Raw genomic sequence first — 17,256 nt, forward strand, 5'->3', positions numbered from 1 at the left:
AACAACGAATTGCCAACCGTTTGCGACAAAAAGCGCGAAGGTTTTCGAAAGATACGATCTTTGCCTCACGAATAGAGAAAAGCAGGACCGAAGTCCTGCTCTGAAGGCATATCACGAAGGGGTGTACTGCAAATTAGAACTGGTAAACGATACCCACGGCCGCCTGGTCGTCGGTCGCTACGCCAGCTTCACGCGTATAAGCGTTGTCGTCCAGTTGGTTGAACTTGTACGCCGCATAGACGTTCATGTTCTTGTTGAAGTAGTACCAAGTACCCACTTCGACGTATTTAACCAGATCCGCATCGCCGCCGGAGAAGCCGCCGCGCGCCTGCAGGTCTTTGCCTTTGGTCTGTACGTAGCCGATGGACGGACGCAGGCCGAAGTCGAACTGATACTGTACAACGGCTTCGAAGTTCTGGGTTTTGCCAGCGAAGTAGTTACCCTGGTTTTCCGGGGTCATGTTGTAAGTCTGGGAGTACATGACGGCCGCGTAAACGTTGTTGGCGTCATATTTTGCAGAGGTTGCCCAGGCTTCGGCTTTGTCGCCATTGCCGTCAGCTTTCTGATCTACGCTACGGTTGGAACCGGAGTAGCCAGCAGACAGCGCAATACCGTTGTCGAACGCGTAGGTCGCCGCGGTGCTGAAGCCGTCGCCATTCTGCTTGTGAATCGAACGGTCGTGGTCGTTTTTACCCTGGTACTGCAGCGCGAAGCTCAGGCCGTCAACCAGACCGAAGAAGTCAGAGTTACGGTAGGTTGCCACGCCGTTGGTACGGCCGGTCATGTAGTTGTCGGTGTAGTTCCAGCCGTCGCCGCCCCATTCAACCAGCATATCGGTTGCTGCTTCGACGTCGTAGATTGCGCCGTAGTTACGGCCGTAGTCGAATGAACCATACTCGCCCGCTTTCAGACCTGCGAACGCCAGACGGGTTTTGGTCGGCTGGGAACCTTCAACGTTGGAGGCGTCCATGTTGTATTCCCACTGACCGTAGCCGGTCAGCTGATCGTTGATCTGAGTTTCGCCTTTCAGGCCGATACGGGCGTAGGTGGTATCGTCGCTGCTGGTGTCGCCATTGGTGGTCCAGACGTGCTCGCCGACCATTTTTCCATAGAAGTCCAGTTTGTTGCCGTTTTTGTTATAGATTTCTGCAGCGTTAGCTGCACCGGCTACCAGCAGGGCAGGGATCACCACTGCCAGAATATTGCGCTTCATCATTATTTATTACCCTCATTAATATTTTTTATATGAACACGTGCCACTGCCGTCAATAAGTTCTGTCAATAAAAACTTACAGAACCATTGATGAGAGTTTGGTGTCTGAAGGCATCTTTCCATCCGCGACAACGTTTCGCTAGCCGGAAAATGCTACTAATATCTCATATGAGTAACAAAACGAAAAAACATGTAACTAAATATGTATTTTTGGGAACTTTGTGAACTTAATCAAAATTCCGTTCCACATGGTGAGGTAAATCGCCCTTCCATATCTATCTATATGAAATATTTATGATTAATTTGGATAAAGGTAAATTTGCTCATTTTATGTGTTGAATTCGCCTTCTTTTTATTCAGCCTTTGTCTTGGCAAGATGTGCGGCGTATGGTTAAAAAATGAGCAAATTAATCAGGGGTTTTGCTCTGTTATGAACAAAAAGTGCGATCTGTATCACCAGGATGCACCGAAACAGTGCGTAACATAAATGTGAATTCGAGGCCTTGATGTTTAAGTTTGTTGAATTTTGATAACAGTAATTGACATAAAAAAAGGCCAGCTTGCGCTGGCCTTTCAGGTTTATGTCAGAAAAATTTAGAATGTCGCGTTGCGCGGGGTCCGCGGGAACGGAATGACATCGCGGACGTTCTGCACGCCGGTCACGTAGGCGATCAGACGCTCGAAGCCCAGGCCAAAGCCGGAGTGTGGAACGGTGCCATAGCGGCGCAGATCGCGATACCACCAGTAGTCTTCTTTATTCAGGCCCATCTCGGCCATACGCGCGTCAAGCACGTCGAGGCGCTCTTCACGTTGGGAACCACCGATGATCTCGCCAATACCCGGAGCCAGGACGTCCATTGCCGCGACGGTTTTACCGTCTTCGTTAAGGCGCATGTAGAACGCCTTAATATCTTTCGGGTAGTTTTTCACCACCACCGGCGCTTTGAAGTGTTCTTCAGCCAGGTAACGTTCGTGCTCGGAGGAGAGATCCACGCCCCAGTACACCGGGTTCTCGAATTGCTTGCCGCAGTTTTCCAGAATGGTGACGGCGTCGGTATAATCCACCTGCGCAAAATCAGCGGTGATAAAGCGCTGCAGACGGTCGATAGCGTCTTTATCAACGCGCTCGGCGAAGAACTGCATGTCGTCCGCGCGCTCTTCCAGTACCGCTTTAAAGACGTACTTGAGCATCGCTTCCGCCAGGCCGGCAACATCGTTCAGATTGGCGAAGGCCACTTCCGGCTCCAGCATCCAGAACTCCGCCAGGTGGCGGCTGGTGTTGGAGTTTTCCGCGCGGAAGGTCGGGCCGAAGGTGTAAATCTTCGACAGCGCGCAGGCATAGGTCTCGCCATTCAGCTGGCCGGAAACGGTCAGGAACGACTCTTTACCGAAGAAGTCTTTGTCGAAATCGACTTTGCCCTGATCGTTACGCGGCAGGTTTTCCAGATCCAGCGTCGACACGCGGAACATTTCGCCGGCGCCTTCGGTATCGGAGGCGGTGATCAGCGGGGTGGAGACCCAGAAGAAGCCCTGCTCATCAAAGAAGCGATGCAGCGCCTGCGCCAGGGTGTGACGCACGCGGGCAACCGCGCCGATCAGGTTGGTGCGCGGACGCAGGTGGGCCACTTCACGCAGATACTCGATGCTGTGGCGCTTGGCCGCCATCGGGTAAGTGTCCGGGTCTTCCACCCAGCCGGTCACTTCCACGTTGGTCGCCTGGATCTCAAAGCTCTGACCCTGGCCCTGGGAAGCCACGACTTTACCGGTGACAATCACCGAGCAACCGGTGGTCAGACGCAGCACTTCCTGATTGTAATTGGGCAGAGAATTATTAATAACGGCCTGTACAGGATCAAAGCAGGAACCGTCATAGACGGCGAGGAATGAAAAGCCAGCTTTTGAATCTCGGCGGGTACGCACCCATCCGCGGACCGTGACTTCGCTGTCAACGGCAACGCGGCCCTGGAGTACGTCGGCTACAGGCACAACGCTCATAATAATCTCTCTATATAGTCCAATAAAAAAGTCTCTTCCCCCTACAGCGGGGGGGATATCTATGTTACCTGTCATCTTCCATCAGACAAGTAGATTTCGCATCATAAGCGGATAATTCGGCAATAAATAATAAAGAAAAAGGAGCCTGAAAGGCTCCTTAAGAAAATTAGCTCGCTTTTTTAATCGGCGGCAGGTCGAACGCTTCGCGCAGGGCGCGGACGAAGGCCTTATCGTGGCAGATGGTTTTCCCCGGGCTGTCGGAGAGTTTCGCCACCGGCTTGCCGTTACATTCCACCAGCTTAATCACGATATTGAGCGGTTTAACCTGCGGCAGATCGCAGGTTAAACGGGTGCCGATCCCAAAGCTCAGCTTCACCCGCGAGGCGAAGTGGCGATACAGGTCGACGGCTTTCGCCAGATCGAGATTATCGGAGAAGACCAGCACTTTGCTCAGCGGATCGATGCCCAGCTTCTGATAATGGGCGATGGCTTTTTCACCCCATTCCACCGGGTCGCCGGAGTCGTGGCGCAAACCCTGATAGCGGGTGGCGAACTCCGGACCGAAATCGCGCAGGAACGCATCCATGGTGATGCAGTCGGTCAGTGCGATGCCCAGCTGGTCAGGATACTCTTCCAGCCAGGCGGCGAGGGCCGCCCGCTGGCTGCTGGCCAGGTTCGGGCTGATCTGCTGATGAGCCTGGAACCACTCATGGGCTTGGGTGCCCATCGGGGTTAAGTTGAGACGGCGCGCCAGATCGTAGTTGCTGGTGCCAACAAACCATGGCTCCTGCTGCAGGCGTTGCACAATAGCTTCCTGCACCTCGCGTGAAAAACGACGGCGGGTGCCGAAATCCATCAGGCGGAAGGCGCTCATATCGAGGTCAGCGGTCATGGTGGCGAAGTCGCCTAGCTTATGTTCAAGCGCGTTTAGCGCTTGTTCCACGCCCGTCTCGGGTGAACGGTAGCGATGTACCAGCTCGCTTATCACCGCCAGCAGCGGGACTTCCCACATGATGGCTTCCCGCCATGGGCCGGTAAGGCGAATGTTCAGCTTGCCATTGTCATTGGTGACCGTGACCTGGCGTGGGTCATAGCGAAAATCGCGCAGCCAGTCGAGGTAATCCTGGCGAAAAAAAGGAAGGGTGGACAGCCAGCGATATTCATCATCCCGCAGCCTCAGGTCGCGCATGGACTCCACCTGCTCGCGGATCGCGTCGGCATAGATGCCGAGCAGGTCGTCTCCGCGGCAGCGAAACTCCGCCGCCACATGTACATCGCCGTAGCGGTGGAAGACAGCCTGCTGCATGTGCAGCTTGTAGGCATCCGTATCAAGCAGCGAGTGCAGTACAGGAGAAGTGAATTGTGTCATGGTGCGCAGTAGCATCCTCTCACTGGAGCGTTCCATCGAAACCAACGCGGAAAAAGGAGGCGGAGTATACCTTTATTACCCGGCTCTGTCCCGCGATGGCGAGCAATGGCGACGCTGACGGTCATTTGCGAGGCCTAGTTTAATATATTGAACATGGATCACACCACAAGCTTTGCGTCGGGTCGAGGGCATTTCGTGCCGCGAGTGTTAACAAAATGTAGCGATTTCCGTGTTTCACGTTGAAAAGATGAAGATTCTGCATAGCGCGATTGACACAACGGGAATAGACTGGGACGACACTTTACCGAAGATGCGAAAGGTTTTTTATGACACAACAGCCCCAAGCCAAATACCGCCACGACTATCGTGCGCCGGAGTATCTGATTAGCGATATCGATTTGACCTTTGACCTGGATGCCGCAAAAACCGTTGTTACGGCCGAGAGCAAGGTCTCCCGCCACGCGGCAGCGTCTGATGTGCCATTGCGCCTGGACGGCGAAGATCTGACTCTGATTTCGCTGCAGGTGAACGGACAGCCGTGGAGCGACTATAAAGAAGAAAACAATCAGCTGGTGATCGGCGGCCTGCCGGAGCATTTCACCCTGACCATCGTCAATGAGATCAGCCCGGCGGCGAACACCGCGCTGGAAGGCCTGTATCAGTCAGGCGAAGCGCTGTGCACCCAGTGTGAAGCGGAAGGTTTCCGCCACATCACCTGGTATCTGGACCGTCCGGACGTGCTGGCGCGCTTTACCACCAAAATTATCGCCGATAAAGCCAAATATCCGTTCCTGCTCTCCAACGGCAACCGTATGGCGGAAGGGGAACTGGAGAACGGTCGTCACTGGGTACAGTGGCAGGATCCATTCCCGAAACCGTGCTACCTGTTTGCGCTGGTGGCCGGTGATTTCGACGTCCTGCGCGACACTTTTACCACCCGCTCCGGGCGTGAAGTGGCGCTGGAGCTGTACGTCGATCGCGGCAATCTCGACCGCGCGCCGTGGGCGATGACCTCGCTGAAAAACTCCATGAAATGGGATGAGGAGCGCTTTGGCCTCGAGTATGACCTCGACATCTATATGATTGTCGCCGTCGACTTCTTTAATATGGGTGCCATGGAGAACAAAGGGCTGAACGTCTTTAACTCCAAATATGTTCTGGCCCGTACCGATACCGCCACCGATAAAGACTACCTTGATATTGAGCGCGTGATTGGTCATGAATATTTCCATAACTGGACCGGCAACCGCGTCACCTGCCGCGACTGGTTCCAGCTCAGCCTGAAAGAGGGGCTGACCGTGTTCCGCGATCAGGAGTTCAGCTCCGACCTCGGCTCGCGGGCGGTGAACCGCATCAACAACGTGCGCACTATGCGCGGGCTGCAGTTTGCCGAAGACGCCAGCCCGATGGCGCACCCGATCCGCCCGGATATGGTTATCGAGATGAACAACTTCTACACCCTGACGGTCTACGAAAAGGGCGCCGAAGTGATCCGCATGCTGCACACTCTGCTGGGTGAAGAAAACTTCCAGAAAGGGATGCAGCTCTATTTTGAACGTCATGACGGCAGCGCCGCCACCTGCGACGATTTCGTCCAGGCGATGGAAGATGCCTCGAACGTCGATCTGTCGCACTTCCGCCGCTGGTACAGCCAGTCCGGTACGCCGATCGTCACCGTCCATGACGACTATAACCCGGAAACCGAGCAGTATACGCTCACCATCAGCCAGCGCACGCCGCCGACCGCCGAGCAGGCTGAGAAACAACCGCTGCATATTCCGTTTGCCATCGAGCTGTACGATAACGAAGGTAAGGTGATCCCCCTGCAGAAGGGCGGCCATCCGCTGCACCCGGTGCTTAATGTGACTCAGGCTGAGCAGACCTTCGTCTTTGATAATGTCTATTTCCAGCCGGTACCGGCCCTGCTGTGCGAGTTTTCAGCACCGGTGAAACTGGAATACAAGTGGAGCGATCAGCAGCTCACCTTCCTGATGCGCCATGCGCGGAATGATTTCTCGCGATGGGATGCGGCGCAGAGCCTCCTGGCGACCTACATCAAGCTGAACGTTAACCGTCATCAGCAGGGACAGCCGCTGTCGCTGCCGGTGCACGTGGCGGACGCCTTCCGCGCGATTCTGCTCGACGAGAAGATTGACCCGGCGCTGGCCGCCGAGATCTTAACCCTGCCGTCGGCCAACGAAATCGCCGAGATGTTCGCCATTATCGATCCTATCGCCATCGCCACCGTGCGCGAGGCGCTCACCCGCACCCTGGCGAACGAGCTGGCGGACGAATTCCTCGCGGTATATAACGCCAATAAGCTCGACAGCTACCGGGTGGAGCATGCCGATATCGGTAAGCGCGCCCTGCGCAATACCTGCCTGCGCTATCTGGCGTTCGCAGAACCGACGCTGGGCGATAAGCTGGTGGCGGCGCAGTATCACCAGGCGGATAACATGACCGACGCGCTGGCCGCGCTGTCGGCGGCGGTTGCCGCTGAGCTGCCGTGCCGCGATGCGCTGATGCAGGAGTATGACGACAAATGGCATCAGGACGGCCTGGTGATGGACAAGTGGTTTATCCTGCAGTCCACCAGCCCGGCGGCCAATGTGGTCGAAACGGTACGCGGTCTGCTGAACCATCGTTCGTTCAGCATGAGCAACCCGAACCGCGTGCGGTCGCTCATCGGCGCTTTCGCCAGCAGCAACCCGGCGGCGTTCCATGCGGAAGACGGCAGCGGCTACCAGTTCCTGGTGGAGATGCTGACCGAGCTTAACCAGCGCAACCCGCAGGTCGCATCGCGACTGATTGAGCCGTTGATTCGCCTGAAGCGTTACGATGAGAAACGCCAGGCGCTGATGCGCGCCGCGCTGGAGCAGCTGAAGGGTCTGAAGGATCTCTCAGGCGATCTGTACGAGAAAATCAGTAAGGCGCTGGCGTAACCGTGGCGTAAACCCGGGTTGCGGCGCACATTGCGCCCTGTCCGGGTTACCTGGTGCCGCAGTGATGTTGTCGGGTGGCGCGATGCTTACCCGGTCTGGAATACGCGGCAGATTTGTCGTTGGTCGCCCGGCTGAGCAAAGCGCGAGCCGGGGACATGTCGGATGACGATATGCCCCCGTTCTGACAGCAGACCGTTACTCCGGTCAGCCATGACTAAATAAACGCGGCACGCTCTCGCTCTTGCCGCGCTTCATCACCCGATCCAGTACCTCCGCCTCCAGCTCGGCCAGCTTCGCCGAACCGGTGCGCCGCGGTCGCGGAATATCCACGTTCAAATCGAGACCGATCTTCTTCTCTTCAATTAACAGCACCCGGTCGGCCATCGCCACCGCTTCGCTGACGTCGTGCGTGACCAGCAGGACCGTAAAGCCATGCTCCTGCCACAGGGAGACGATCAGCTCCTGCATCTCCAGACGGGTGAGGGCGTCCAGCGCCCCCAGCGGCTCGTCCAGCAATAGCAGGCGCGGGCGATGGATCAGGGCGCGGGCCAGCGCAACGCGCTGCTTTTGCCCGCCCGACAGCGCCGCCGGCCACTCCTGCGCGCGACTCTCGAGTCCGACGCTGGCCAGTGCCTGCAGGGCGGCTTCGCGCCAGGCGCCTTTTAACCCCAGCCCCACGTTATCAATCACCGTTTTCCACGGCAGCAGGCGCGCATCCTGAAACATCATCCGGGTGTCGTCCTGGATCGCCGCCAGCGGCGTTGCGCCCGCCAGTAGCTCGCCAGCGTTCGGGGTTTCCAGGCCCGCCAGCAGGCGCAGCAGGGTACTTTTGCCGCCGCCGCTGCGGCCCACCACCGCCACAAACTGGCCGCTGGGGATATGCAGATCCAGCTCGTTAAGAATGGTGTTGTCGCCATAGCGTTTAGTCACCCCGTTCAGCAGCAGCGGGATACCTGGGTTTAGACGGGCAGTGTTCATGCGTTCGCCTCCTGAAGATGATACGCCGGGTTCCAGCGCAGCCAGAGCCGCTCCAGCAGCTGGGCGCTGACGTCGGCCAGTTTGCCAAGAATGGCGTAAAGAATGATGGCGACCACCACCACGTCGGTTTGCAGAAATTCACGCGCATTCATCGCCAGGTAGCCGATACCGGCGTTCGCCGAGATGGTTTCGGCGACAATAAGCGTCAGCCACATCAGACCGAGGGCGAAACGCACGCCGACCATAATCGAGGGTAGGGCGCCGGGTAAAATCACGTGACGGAAAAGAGCAAAGCCGGATAAACCATAGCTGCGCGCCATCTCCACCAGTCCGCGGTCGATATTGCGGATCCCGTGCCAGGTGTTGATATAGATCGGGAACAGGGTGCCCAGCGATACGAGGAAGATCTTGGCGGTCTCATCGATGCCGAACCACAAGATCACCAGCGGGATCAGCGCCAGATGCGGCACATTGCGCAGCATCTGGATCGACGTGTCCAGCAGGCGCTCGCCCCAGCGTGACAGACCGCTGATCAAGCCGAGCACCAGCCCAATGGAGCCGCCGATGGCGAAGCCGACCAGCGCCCGCCACGAGCTAATGGCCAGATGCTGCCACAGCTCACCGCTGGCCGAGAGGGTCCAGAACGCTTTCAATACGCCCTCCGGCGAGGGCAGCACCCGCGTCGACAGCCAGCCGACGGACGAGGCCAGCTGCCAGACAATGACCGTTCCCACCGGCAGCAGCCAGGGGGCGAGGCGTAATAACAGGGGATGGGTTGATTTTGCCATCACGACCTCCTCAGCTCTGCGCCACTTTACGCGGGATAAACTCGTTAGCGACGGCTTCTCCCTGCAGGCGCAGGCTTTGCGGCTGCGGGACAGACGGCACCGCGACGTCGAGCAGCGGGAACAGCAGTTCGCCGACCCGATACGCCTCTTCCAGATGCGGATAACCGGAGAAGATAAAGCTATCGATACCCAGCGCGGCGTACTCATTGATCCGTTCGGCCACGGTGGCGGCATCGCCCACCAGCGCGGTCCCGGCGCCGCCGCGCGCTAAACCGACGCCAGCCCACAGGTTGGGGCTGATTTCCAGCTTATCGCGTCGGCCATTGTGCAGGGCCGCCATCCGCTGCTGGCCGACGGAGTCGGTTCTGGCGAAGGCTGCCTGGGCGCGGGCGATAGTCTCATCATCAAGATGAGAGATAAGGCTGTCCGCTGCCTGCCAGGCTTCCTCATTGGTTTCCCGCACGATCACATGCAGGCGGATGCCGAAACGCACCCGGCGACCGTGCTGGGCGGCTTTCTCCCGCACCTGAGCAATTTTCTCTGCCACCTGGGCCGGTGGTTCCCCCCATGTAAGATAGAGATCGACCTGTTCAGCGGCCAGATCCTGCGCCACCTCAGACGAGCCGCCGAAATAGAGCGGCGGACGCGGCTGCTGGAGCGGCGGAAACAGCAGTTTAGCGTCGCGAACGCGCTGATGCTTACCGTTAAAGGTGACAGTTTCCCCTTCCATCAGCTTGCGCCAGATGTGGGTAAATTCAGCCGAGGCCTCATAGCGCTCGGTGTGGTCGAGGAAGACACCGTCGCCAGCCAGCTCGGCGGGATCGCTGCCGGTGACCAGATTGAACAGCGCCCGGCCGTTTGACAGTCGGTCCAGGGTCGCCGCCTGGCGCGCGGCCACCGTCGGCGACACCACGCTTGGCCTGAGGGCGACAAGAAATTTCAGCCGCTGCGTTACCGGGATCATCGAGGCCGCAACCAGCCAGGCATCTTCACATGAGCGCCCGGTCGGGATCAGCACGCCGGTGAACCCCAGCCGATCCGCCGTCTGCGCGATTTGCTGCAGATAGCCATAATCGACCGGACGGGCTCCCTCTTCGGTACCCAGATAACGACCATCACCATGGGTCGGTAAAAACCAGAACATATTCAGACTCATGATTTCGCTCCTTGTGCGGCGGTGGGCTGCCAGATGCGGGCCCGGATATCTACTTTTTTCGGCACCAGCTTGTTCTCATAGAACAGGTCGGCCGTCTGCTGCTGGCGAGCGGCGGTTTCGGCGCTCACCGGGGTAACCGAGGTGGGGGGACGATGGTCCAGGTAGCTGGCGATCACCGCCTCCGGTAACCCCATCGTTTTCGCCAGCAGCGTAATGCTTTGCGCGCGCTGGCTATGGGTCAGGGCATCGGCCTGCGTAAAGGTATCGAGTACACCCTCAATAAAGGCGCCATTGCGTTCAGCGTAAGGGCGGGAAGCGAGATAGAAGGATCCTGTCTGTTTCAGGTCGGTTCCGTCGGTTAGCACCCGGGCGCCGCCCTGCAGCAGCGCGGCGGAGTAATACGGATCCCAGATCGCCCAGGCGTCGACATTGCCCTGCTGGAAGGCGGCGCGCGCATCGGCGGGGGCGAGATAGACCGGCTGAATGTCGCTAAACTTCAAACCTGCCAGCTGCAGGGCGCGCAGCAGCAGATTGTGGGAGCTGGAGCCTTTCTGAAAAGCGACCTTTTTTCCTTTCAGCTCAGCAACGTTATGAATCGGGCTGCCCTGCGCCACCAGAATCACTTCCGCTTTGGGCTTGGGCGGTTCCGAACCGATATACACCAGATCGGCGCCCGCCGCCTGCGCAAAGATAGGCGGAATGTCGCCAGTGCTGCCGATATCGATGCTGCCAACGTTCAGCGCCTCCAGCATCTGCGGACCGGCCGGGAATTCTATCCACGAGATATGGGTCTTTGGGTAGCGCTGCTCCAGCAGCTGATGGCTTTTCGCCAGCACCATGCTGACGCTGCCTTTCTGATAACCGATGCGCAGGGCGTCAGGCGCCGCCGGGGCGGCGTGGCCCAGGGTGGAAAAGAGCAGCAGTCCGCCGAGGGTCAGAGCGCGGAGAGGATTAAGCATGTTCCACCCCACGCAGAGACGTTAATGACGGCGCGCGGCTGCTGGGGCGGTGCAGCGCCTGCCAGAAGGTCTCGAGGGCTTCATCGAGGCGCCGCTGCAGGTTCGGGGTAAACTGCGGCTTGTGCTGGTAATCGGTCACCTGGCTGTCGTCGGCGAAGACGCCGTGGAGGATCTCCTGAGCCTTGAGGGCATTCAGCACCGGCTTCAGGGCGTAGTCCACCGCCAGCATGTGGGCGATGGTGCCGCCGGTGGCCAGCGGCAGTACGATTTTGCCCTCCAGCGCCCGCTCAGGAAGCAGGTCGAGCAGCGTTTTCAAGGCGCCGGAAAACGAGGCTTTATACACCGGCGTGGCGATGATCAAGCCGTCAGCCCCGGCCAGCTGCTCATTGAGCGTCTGCAGCGCCGGGTTGTCAAAGCGAGCGTAGAGAAGGTCTTCCGGGGCAAAGTTCTGCAGATGCCAGTGGCAGACTTCGATATCGGCGGCGGTGAGCGTCTCTCTGGCATATTCCAGCAGGGCGCTGGAACGGGAAGGGTAACGCGGGCTGCCCGCAAGCGTAATGACGCGCATCTCTCTCTCCTTATAACTAAATGTTTGCATTTATCTATAATTGATAACATTTATAGTGAGTGTGACAGAGGGCCATTATTTCCCTAAATGATTTATCCACCGTTAGATAGCCGAAAAGCGCATAACGGCGCGCGGGGAGGTAATCGTTTGCGCTGATGGGGGATTTTTTGTCGCAGGTCAATTCCCTTTCCGCAACAGATCGCACATAATACGCCCCCGGTTTGCACACCGGGAATCCAGGAGAGTTCATGTACTACCCCTTCGTTCGTAAAGCCCTTTTTCAGCTCGATCCTGAGCGCGCTCATGAAGTTACTTTTCAACAATTACGCCGTGTCACCGGGACGCCGCTGGAAATCCTGGTTCGCCAGAAGGTGCCGGCCAGGCCTGTCACCTGCATGGGGCTGACCTTTAAAAACCCGCTGGGTCTGGCGGCCGGGCTGGATAAAAACGGGGAATGCATTGACGCGCTGGGCGCGATGGGTTTTGGCTCCATTGAGATCGGCACCGTGACGCCGCGTCCGCAGCCGGGCAACGATAAGCCAAGGATCTTCCGTCTGGTGGATGCTGAGGGGTTGATCAACCGCATGGGCTTTAATAACCATGGCGTCGATAACCTGGTCGAGAACGTGAAAAAGGCGCATTTTGACGGCGTGCTGGGCATCAATATCGGTAAAAATAAAGATACGCCGGTTGAGCACGGGAAAGATGATTACCTGATTTGTATGGAAAAAGTCTATCCCTACGCCGGCTATATCGCCATTAATATCTCCTCGCCGAACACCCCGGGGCTGCGCACGCTGCAATACGGCGAAGCGCTCGACGATTTACTCTCCGGTATTAAAAATAAACAGCTTGAGCTGCAGCAGAAGCATCAGAAATATGTGCCGGTCGCCGTGAAGATCGCGCCGGATCTTTTGCCTGAGGAATTGATCCAGGTTGCCGATAGCCTCGTGCGTCATAATATTGATGGGGTGATTGCCACCAATACTACTCTCGATCGTTCTCTGGTCCAGGGAATGAAACATTGCGATGAGACCGGCGGGCTTAGCGGTCGTCCATTACAATTAAAGAGTACCGAAATTATTCGCATGCTCTCCGCAGAGTTGAATGGCCGTTTGCCTATCATTGGCGTGGGCGGTATTGATTCCGTGATTGCCGCGCGGGAAAAGATGGCCGCTGGGGCATCGCTGGTGCAGATTTATTCCGGATTTATTTTTAAAGGTCCGCCGCTGATTAAAGAAATTGTTACCCACATCTAATCTTTTACCCCTTTGAATCCCCCCAGGGCTTTATTTCCGGCCCTGGTTGTTTTATATTCCCTCACTGTTGCTTATTTAAACATTTTAGACTTTTCTTAATTTTAGAAAATATTCTGCGGTAAGTCGCAACAGCTTTGCAGAGGCGTATGAAAGGGGACAGGGGGAAAAATGCGGATTAAACCTGACGATAACTGGCGTTGGTATTACGATGAAGAGCACGACCGCATGATGCTCGATCTGGCCAATGGCATGTTATTTCGCTCGCGCTTCGCCCGGCGCATGCTGACGCCGGACGCTTTTGCCCCATCGGGATTCTGCGTTGATGACGCCGCGCTCTATTTCTCTTTTGAAGAAAAATGTCGCGATCTCGAGCTATCGAAAGAGCAGCGTGCGGAATTAGTCCTTAACGCGCTCACCGCCATCCGTTTTCTCAAACCGCAGATGCCGAAAAGCTGGCACTTTATCGCCCATACCCATCACTGGCAGCCGAGCGGCGGCGACGCGGCCTGCGTCTGGCTGAGCGATACCGGCGAGCAGGTGAATTTACTGGTGGTGGAGCCGGGCGATAATGCCGCGCTCTGTCTGTTGGCTCAGCCGGGTCTTACGCTTGCCGGCCGGGTTATGCAGCTGGGCGATGTCATTAAAATCATGAACGACAGGCTGCAGCCGGCGCAGAGCGCGGTCAGCTGCAGCCTGGGGCAGGCGGTTTAAGGCGCCAGGCGCAGGGCCGTTTTCGGCACGCAGCTGCAGGCGAGAATGGTGCCATCTCCGGCGACCGCGTTTTTCTTTAACGGACTCACTTCCCCCTCTTCAAGACGGATGCGGCAGCTGCCGCAGATCCCCGCCCGACACGAGTAGGGTACGCGAATGCCCTGTTGCTCCAGTTGTTCCAGCAGCACCTGCTGGTTATTGCCGGTAAATTGTTGACCCTGCCATTCAATGGCAACCGTGGCCTGCTGCTGCGCCTCGGGAGCCGAGGTATCGTCGCTTTCGCCGGCGCCGTAGGCTTTCGCCGGGCCGCGGGCGAGGATTTCCACTTCATCCCCCACCCGGATCACGCCGCTGTTACGGGCAATCAGGTTCTGACCAAAGTCGACATCGCCATTATCCTGCGCGGTACGGAAGCGCTTTAAAGTTTCCAGCGGCTCTCCGCTGGGATGCTTCTGCCCGCGCTCCGGACTGACGGTGGTAAAAATGCAGCGGCTGCACGGTTTGGCGACGTTAAATACCACCTCGCCGACGCGGATCACTTTCCAGCTGTCTTCATCCCAGGCCGCCGCGCCGATGACCACGAGATTAGGGCGAAACTGTTCTATGCTTACGCTGGCCGGGCAGCGCTGCTGCAGATCGCGCAGGGAGGCCTCGTTAGCCAGCAGGTAAGGGTAGCCGTCGGCGAAGGAGAGCGGTACCGCATCGTGGCGCTTCACCCGGCGGGTTAACTGTGGCCCCAGCCAGCGAAGCTGGACATCGCGATTGAAAAAGCCGCTGAGCCACTGATTAACCGCTGCGGGCGCGATAAGGGCGGTAAAATGGTTGCCCCAGACTTCTGTCGGTTCGGCCTGAGGGGCGAAATCGTTAAAACGCACCACGGCGCTGCTGCCGTCCGGTGCGGTCAGGTGAAGGCCATCATGCAGCGGCGCCGGAATAAATTTCACCATTTGCGGAAACTGACGGGCGGTAATAAAGGTGCCGTCGGTTTCGGTGACCATAAACAGGCGATCGAAGGCCAGGCCGCTGATATCGGCAAAGGCGTGGGTCAGGCCCATGCCGCGCATGGATTTAACGGGATGAATAAAAAGACGCGAGAGCGTTACCATACGCTGCCTCCGGGTTCCAAAAATAAGCCTATAACTTTATGACATAGGGCACATATTGGCTATAATGCGCACCAATTTTCTTTAAGTAAAAGTGACGATATGAATTCTCTGTTTGCCAGTACGGCTCGTGGGCTGGAAGAGCTGTTAAAAACTGAACTGGAAGGGCTTGGCGCGACGGACTGCCAGGTAGTCCAGGGCGGGGTCCATTTTCAGGGGGATACGCGCCTGCTGTATCAGAGCCTGATGTGGAGCCGGCTGGCTTCGCGCATCATGCTGCCGCTGGGCGAGTGTCGCGTATACAGCGATCTGGATCTGTACCTCGGCGTACAGGCCATTCCGTGGACGGAGATGTTCAACCCTGGCGCCACCTTCGCGGTGCATTTTAGCGGCCTCAATGAGGAGATCCGCAACAGCCAGTACGGCGCGCTGAAGGTCAAAGACGCTATTGTCGACAGCTTCACCCGTAAGAATCTGCCGCGCCCGAACGTCGATCGTGAGTCGCCCGATCTGCGGATCAACGTCTGGCTGAACAAAGAGACGGCGCACATCTCGCTGGATCTGAGCGGCGAAGGTCTGCACCTGCGCGGCTACCGCGATGGCACCGGTATGGCGCCGATCAAAGAAAACCTCGCGGCGGCGATCGTGATGCGCTCCGGCTGGGTGCCGGGCACCCCGCTGCTCGATCCGATGTGCGGCTCCGGTACCCTGCTGATTGAGGCGGCGATGCTGGCGACCGACCGCGCGCCGGGCCTGCACCGCGGCCACTGGGGCTTTGGCGGCTGGGCACAGCACGACGACGTCATCTGGAAAGAGGTCAAAGCGGAAGCGCAAACCCGCGCCCGTCAGGGGCTGGCGGCATATGGTTCACGCTTCTATGGCTCCGATGTCGACGCACGCGTCATTGACCGCGCCCGCCGCAACGCCCGTCGGGCCGGCATCGGCGAGCTGATCGATTTTGAAGTCAAAGACGTCGCCCAGCTGAATAATCCGCTGCCGAAAGGCCCGTACGGCACCGTGATCAGCAACCCGCCGTACGGCGAGCGTCTGGAAAGCGAGCCGGCGCTGATCGCCCTGCACAGCTTGCTGGGCCGGATCATGAAAAGTCAGTTTGGCGGCTGGAACCTGTCGGTGTTCAGCGCCTCGCCGGAGCTGTTAAGCTGCCTGCAGCTGCGCGCCGACAAACAGTTTAAAGCCAAGAACGGCCCGCTGGACTGCGTGCAGAAGAATTATCACCTGGCGGAGAGCGAAGGCGGCAAGCCGGCGATGCTGGCAGAAGATTTTGCTAACCGTCTGCGTAAGAACCTGAAGAAGTTTGAAAAATGGGCCCGTCAGGAAGGCATTGAATGCTATCGCCTGTACGATGCTGACCTGCCGGAATACAACGTGGCCATCGATCGCTACGCCGACTGGGTGGTGGTCCAGGAGTATGCCCCGCCGAAAACTGTCGACGCGCATAAAGCGCGCCAGCGCCTGTTCGATATTATCGCCGCGACTATCGCGGTGTTAGGAATCGCGCCGAACAAGCTGGTGCTGAAGACCCGCGAGCGGCAAAAGGGGAAAAATCAGTATCAGAAGATGGCGGAGAAAGGCGACTTTATCGAGGTGCAGGAGTACAACGCGCGTCTGTGGGTCAACCTCACCGACTACCTGGATACCGGTCTGTTCCTCGACCACCGGATCGCCCGCCGTATGCTTGGCCAGATGAGCAAAGGCAAGGATTTCCTCAACCTGTTCTCCTATACCGGCAGCGCCAGCGTCCACGCCGGCCTCGGCGGCGCTCGCTCCACCACCACGGTGGATATGTCGCGCACCTATCTGGAGTGGGCGGAACGCAACCTGCGTCTCAATGGCCTGACCGGCCGCGCGCATCGCCTGATGCAGGCGGACGTCCTGGGCTGGCTGCGGGAGAGCACCGAGCAGTTCGATCTGATCTTTATCGATCCGCCGACCTTCTCCAACTCCAAACGAATGGAGGATGCTTTCGACGTCCAGCGCGATCACATTCGCCTGATGACCGATCTGAAACGTCTGCTGCGTAAAGGCGGCACCATTATGTTCTCGAATAACAAACGCGGTTTCCGTATGGATCATGACGGGCTGGCGGCGCTTGGCCTGAAGGCGCAAGAGATTTCGCAAAAAACGCTGTCGCAGGATTTTGCCCGCAACCGTCAGATCCACAACTGCTGGCTGATTACCGCAGCCTGAAAGGAAT

At 57.9% G+C, this 17,256-nt stretch carries 13 protein-coding genes; 4 read left to right on the forward strand and 9 right to left on the reverse strand.

All coding sequences use genetic code 11. The features are described from left to right. Positions 1-133 precede the first annotated feature (133 nt). From ompK35 to pncB, 3 genes are all read right to left on the reverse strand, one after another. Positions 134-1,216: a porin OmpK35 gene (gene ompK35, locus KHQ24_RS05510; protein WP_004201406.1), complete on the reverse strand. Its 1,083-nt coding sequence runs from the start codon at positions 1,214-1,216 to the stop codon at positions 134-136. A gap of 591 nt (positions 1,217-1,807) precedes the next feature. Continuing rightward, the gene (asnS, locus tag KHQ24_RS05515) at positions 1,808-3,208 is read right to left on the reverse strand and encodes an asparagine--tRNA ligase (protein ID WP_017899452.1); all 1,401 of its coding nucleotides are present in this window, start codon (positions 3,206-3,208) and stop codon (positions 1,808-1,810) included. Between the two features lie 166 nt (positions 3,209-3,374). Then, complete coding sequence (gene pncB, locus KHQ24_RS05520) at positions 3,375-4,577, reverse strand: nicotinate phosphoribosyltransferase (RefSeq protein WP_004201408.1); 1,203 nt, start codon at positions 4,575-4,577, stop codon at positions 3,375-3,377. Between the two features lie 326 nt (positions 4,578-4,903). Between pncB and pepN the strand changes: the two genes are divergently transcribed. Next, entirely contained in the window at positions 4,904-7,519 is a 2,616-nt protein-coding gene (gene pepN, locus KHQ24_RS05525) for an aminopeptidase N (RefSeq protein WP_017899454.1), read from the forward strand. Between the two features lie 204 nt (positions 7,520-7,723). Here pepN and ssuB read toward each other — a convergent pair whose 3' ends face one another. Genes ssuB through ssuE form a run of 5 tightly spaced genes read right to left on the reverse strand, consistent with a single transcriptional unit; the run spans position 7,724 to position 11,968 of the window. After that, entirely contained in the window at positions 7,724-8,497 is a 774-nt protein-coding gene (ssuB, locus tag KHQ24_RS05530; protein ID WP_004201411.1) for an aliphatic sulfonates ABC transporter ATP-binding protein, read from the reverse strand. Further along, on the reverse strand, positions 8,494-9,285 hold the full coding sequence (ssuC, locus tag KHQ24_RS05535) for an aliphatic sulfonate ABC transporter permease SsuC (protein WP_004201413.1): 792 nt from the start codon (positions 9,283-9,285) through the stop codon (positions 8,494-8,496). The genes ssuB and ssuC overlap by 4 nt, the downstream gene beginning before the upstream one ends. A gap of 10 nt (positions 9,286-9,295) precedes the next feature. After that, the gene (ssuD, locus tag KHQ24_RS05540; protein WP_048323568.1) at positions 9,296-10,441 is read right to left on the reverse strand and encodes an FMNH2-dependent alkanesulfonate monooxygenase; all 1,146 of its coding nucleotides are present in this window, start codon (positions 10,439-10,441) and stop codon (positions 9,296-9,298) included. Next, positions 10,438-11,400, reverse strand: a complete 963-nt coding sequence (locus KHQ24_RS05545; protein ID WP_032455792.1) for a sulfonate ABC transporter substrate-binding protein — start codon at positions 11,398-11,400, stop codon at positions 10,438-10,440. Before KHQ24_RS05545 ends, ssuD begins: the two co-directional genes overlap by 4 nt. After that, a complete protein-coding gene (gene ssuE, locus KHQ24_RS05550) occupies positions 11,393-11,968 on the reverse strand; it encodes an NADPH-dependent FMN reductase (RefSeq protein ID WP_004201416.1) in 576 nt (191 codons plus the stop codon). Before ssuE ends, KHQ24_RS05545 begins: the two co-directional genes overlap by 8 nt. Before the next feature lie 248 nt (positions 11,969-12,216). Between ssuE and pyrD the strand changes: the two genes are divergently transcribed. Further along, complete coding sequence (gene pyrD / locus KHQ24_RS05555) at positions 12,217-13,227, forward strand: quinone-dependent dihydroorotate dehydrogenase (protein ID WP_004201417.1); 1,011 nt, start codon at positions 12,217-12,219, stop codon at positions 13,225-13,227. Between the two features lie 168 nt (positions 13,228-13,395). Further along, complete coding sequence (gene zapC / locus KHQ24_RS05560) at positions 13,396-13,938, forward strand: cell division protein ZapC (protein ID WP_064189321.1); 543 nt, start codon at positions 13,396-13,398, stop codon at positions 13,936-13,938. Here the strand turns inward: zapC and KHQ24_RS05565 are convergent. Next, a complete protein-coding gene (locus tag KHQ24_RS05565) occupies positions 13,935-15,044 on the reverse strand; it encodes a YcbX family protein (RefSeq protein WP_211777153.1) in 1,110 nt (369 codons plus the stop codon). The two genes, zapC and KHQ24_RS05565, sit on opposite strands and share 4 nt — an antisense overlap. Before the next feature lie 99 nt (positions 15,045-15,143). Between KHQ24_RS05565 and rlmKL the strand changes: the two genes are divergently transcribed. After that, on the forward strand, positions 15,144-17,249 hold the full coding sequence (gene rlmKL / locus KHQ24_RS05570; protein ID WP_004201420.1) for a bifunctional 23S rRNA (guanine(2069)-N(7))-methyltransferase RlmK/23S rRNA (guanine(2445)-N(2))-methyltransferase RlmL: 2,106 nt from the start codon (positions 15,144-15,146) through the stop codon (positions 17,247-17,249). Positions 17,250-17,256 lie beyond the last annotated feature (7 nt).

The sequence above is a fragment of the Klebsiella sp. 54 genome, assembly GCF_018223875.1.
Taxonomy (GTDB): Bacteria; Pseudomonadota; Gammaproteobacteria; order Enterobacterales; family Enterobacteriaceae; genus Klebsiella; species Klebsiella quasipneumoniae.

Excerpts from the sequence above, each read along its gene's own strand:
- asnS (WP_017899452.1), bottom strand. The coding sequence starts at position 3,208 with ATGAGCGTTGTGCCTGTAGCCGACGTACTCCAGGGCCGCGTTGCCGTT.
- KHQ24_RS05565 (WP_211777153.1), bottom strand. The coding sequence starts at position 15,044 with ATGGTAACGCTCTCGCGTCTTTTTATTCATCCCGTTAAATCCATGCGC.
- ssuE (WP_004201416.1), bottom strand. The coding sequence starts at position 11,968 with ATGCGCGTCATTACGCTTGCGGGCAGCCCGCGTTACCCTTCCCGTTCC.
- ssuC (WP_004201413.1), bottom strand. The coding sequence starts at position 9,285 with ATGGCAAAATCAACCCATCCCCTGTTATTACGCCTCGCCCCCTGGCTG.
- pncB (WP_004201408.1), bottom strand. The coding sequence starts at position 4,577 with ATGACACAATTCACTTCTCCTGTACTGCACTCGCTGCTTGATACGGAT.
- pepN (WP_017899454.1), top strand. The coding sequence starts at position 4,904 with ATGACACAACAGCCCCAAGCCAAATACCGCCACGACTATCGTGCGCCG.
- zapC (WP_064189321.1), top strand. The coding sequence starts at position 13,396 with ATGCGGATTAAACCTGACGATAACTGGCGTTGGTATTACGATGAAGAG.
- rlmKL (WP_004201420.1), top strand. The coding sequence starts at position 15,144 with ATGAATTCTCTGTTTGCCAGTACGGCTCGTGGGCTGGAAGAGCTGTTA.
- KHQ24_RS05545 (WP_032455792.1), bottom strand. The coding sequence starts at position 11,400 with ATGCTTAATCCTCTCCGCGCTCTGACCCTCGGCGGACTGCTGCTCTTT.
- ssuD (WP_048323568.1), bottom strand. The coding sequence starts at position 10,441 with ATGAGTCTGAATATGTTCTGGTTTTTACCGACCCATGGTGATGGTCGT.
- ompK35 (WP_004201406.1), bottom strand. The coding sequence starts at position 1,216 with ATGATGAAGCGCAATATTCTGGCAGTGGTGATCCCTGCCCTGCTGGTA.
- ssuB (WP_004201411.1), bottom strand. The coding sequence starts at position 8,497 with ATGAACACTGCCCGTCTAAACCCAGGTATCCCGCTGCTGCTGAACGGG.
- pyrD (WP_004201417.1), top strand. The coding sequence starts at position 12,217 with ATGTACTACCCCTTCGTTCGTAAAGCCCTTTTTCAGCTCGATCCTGAG.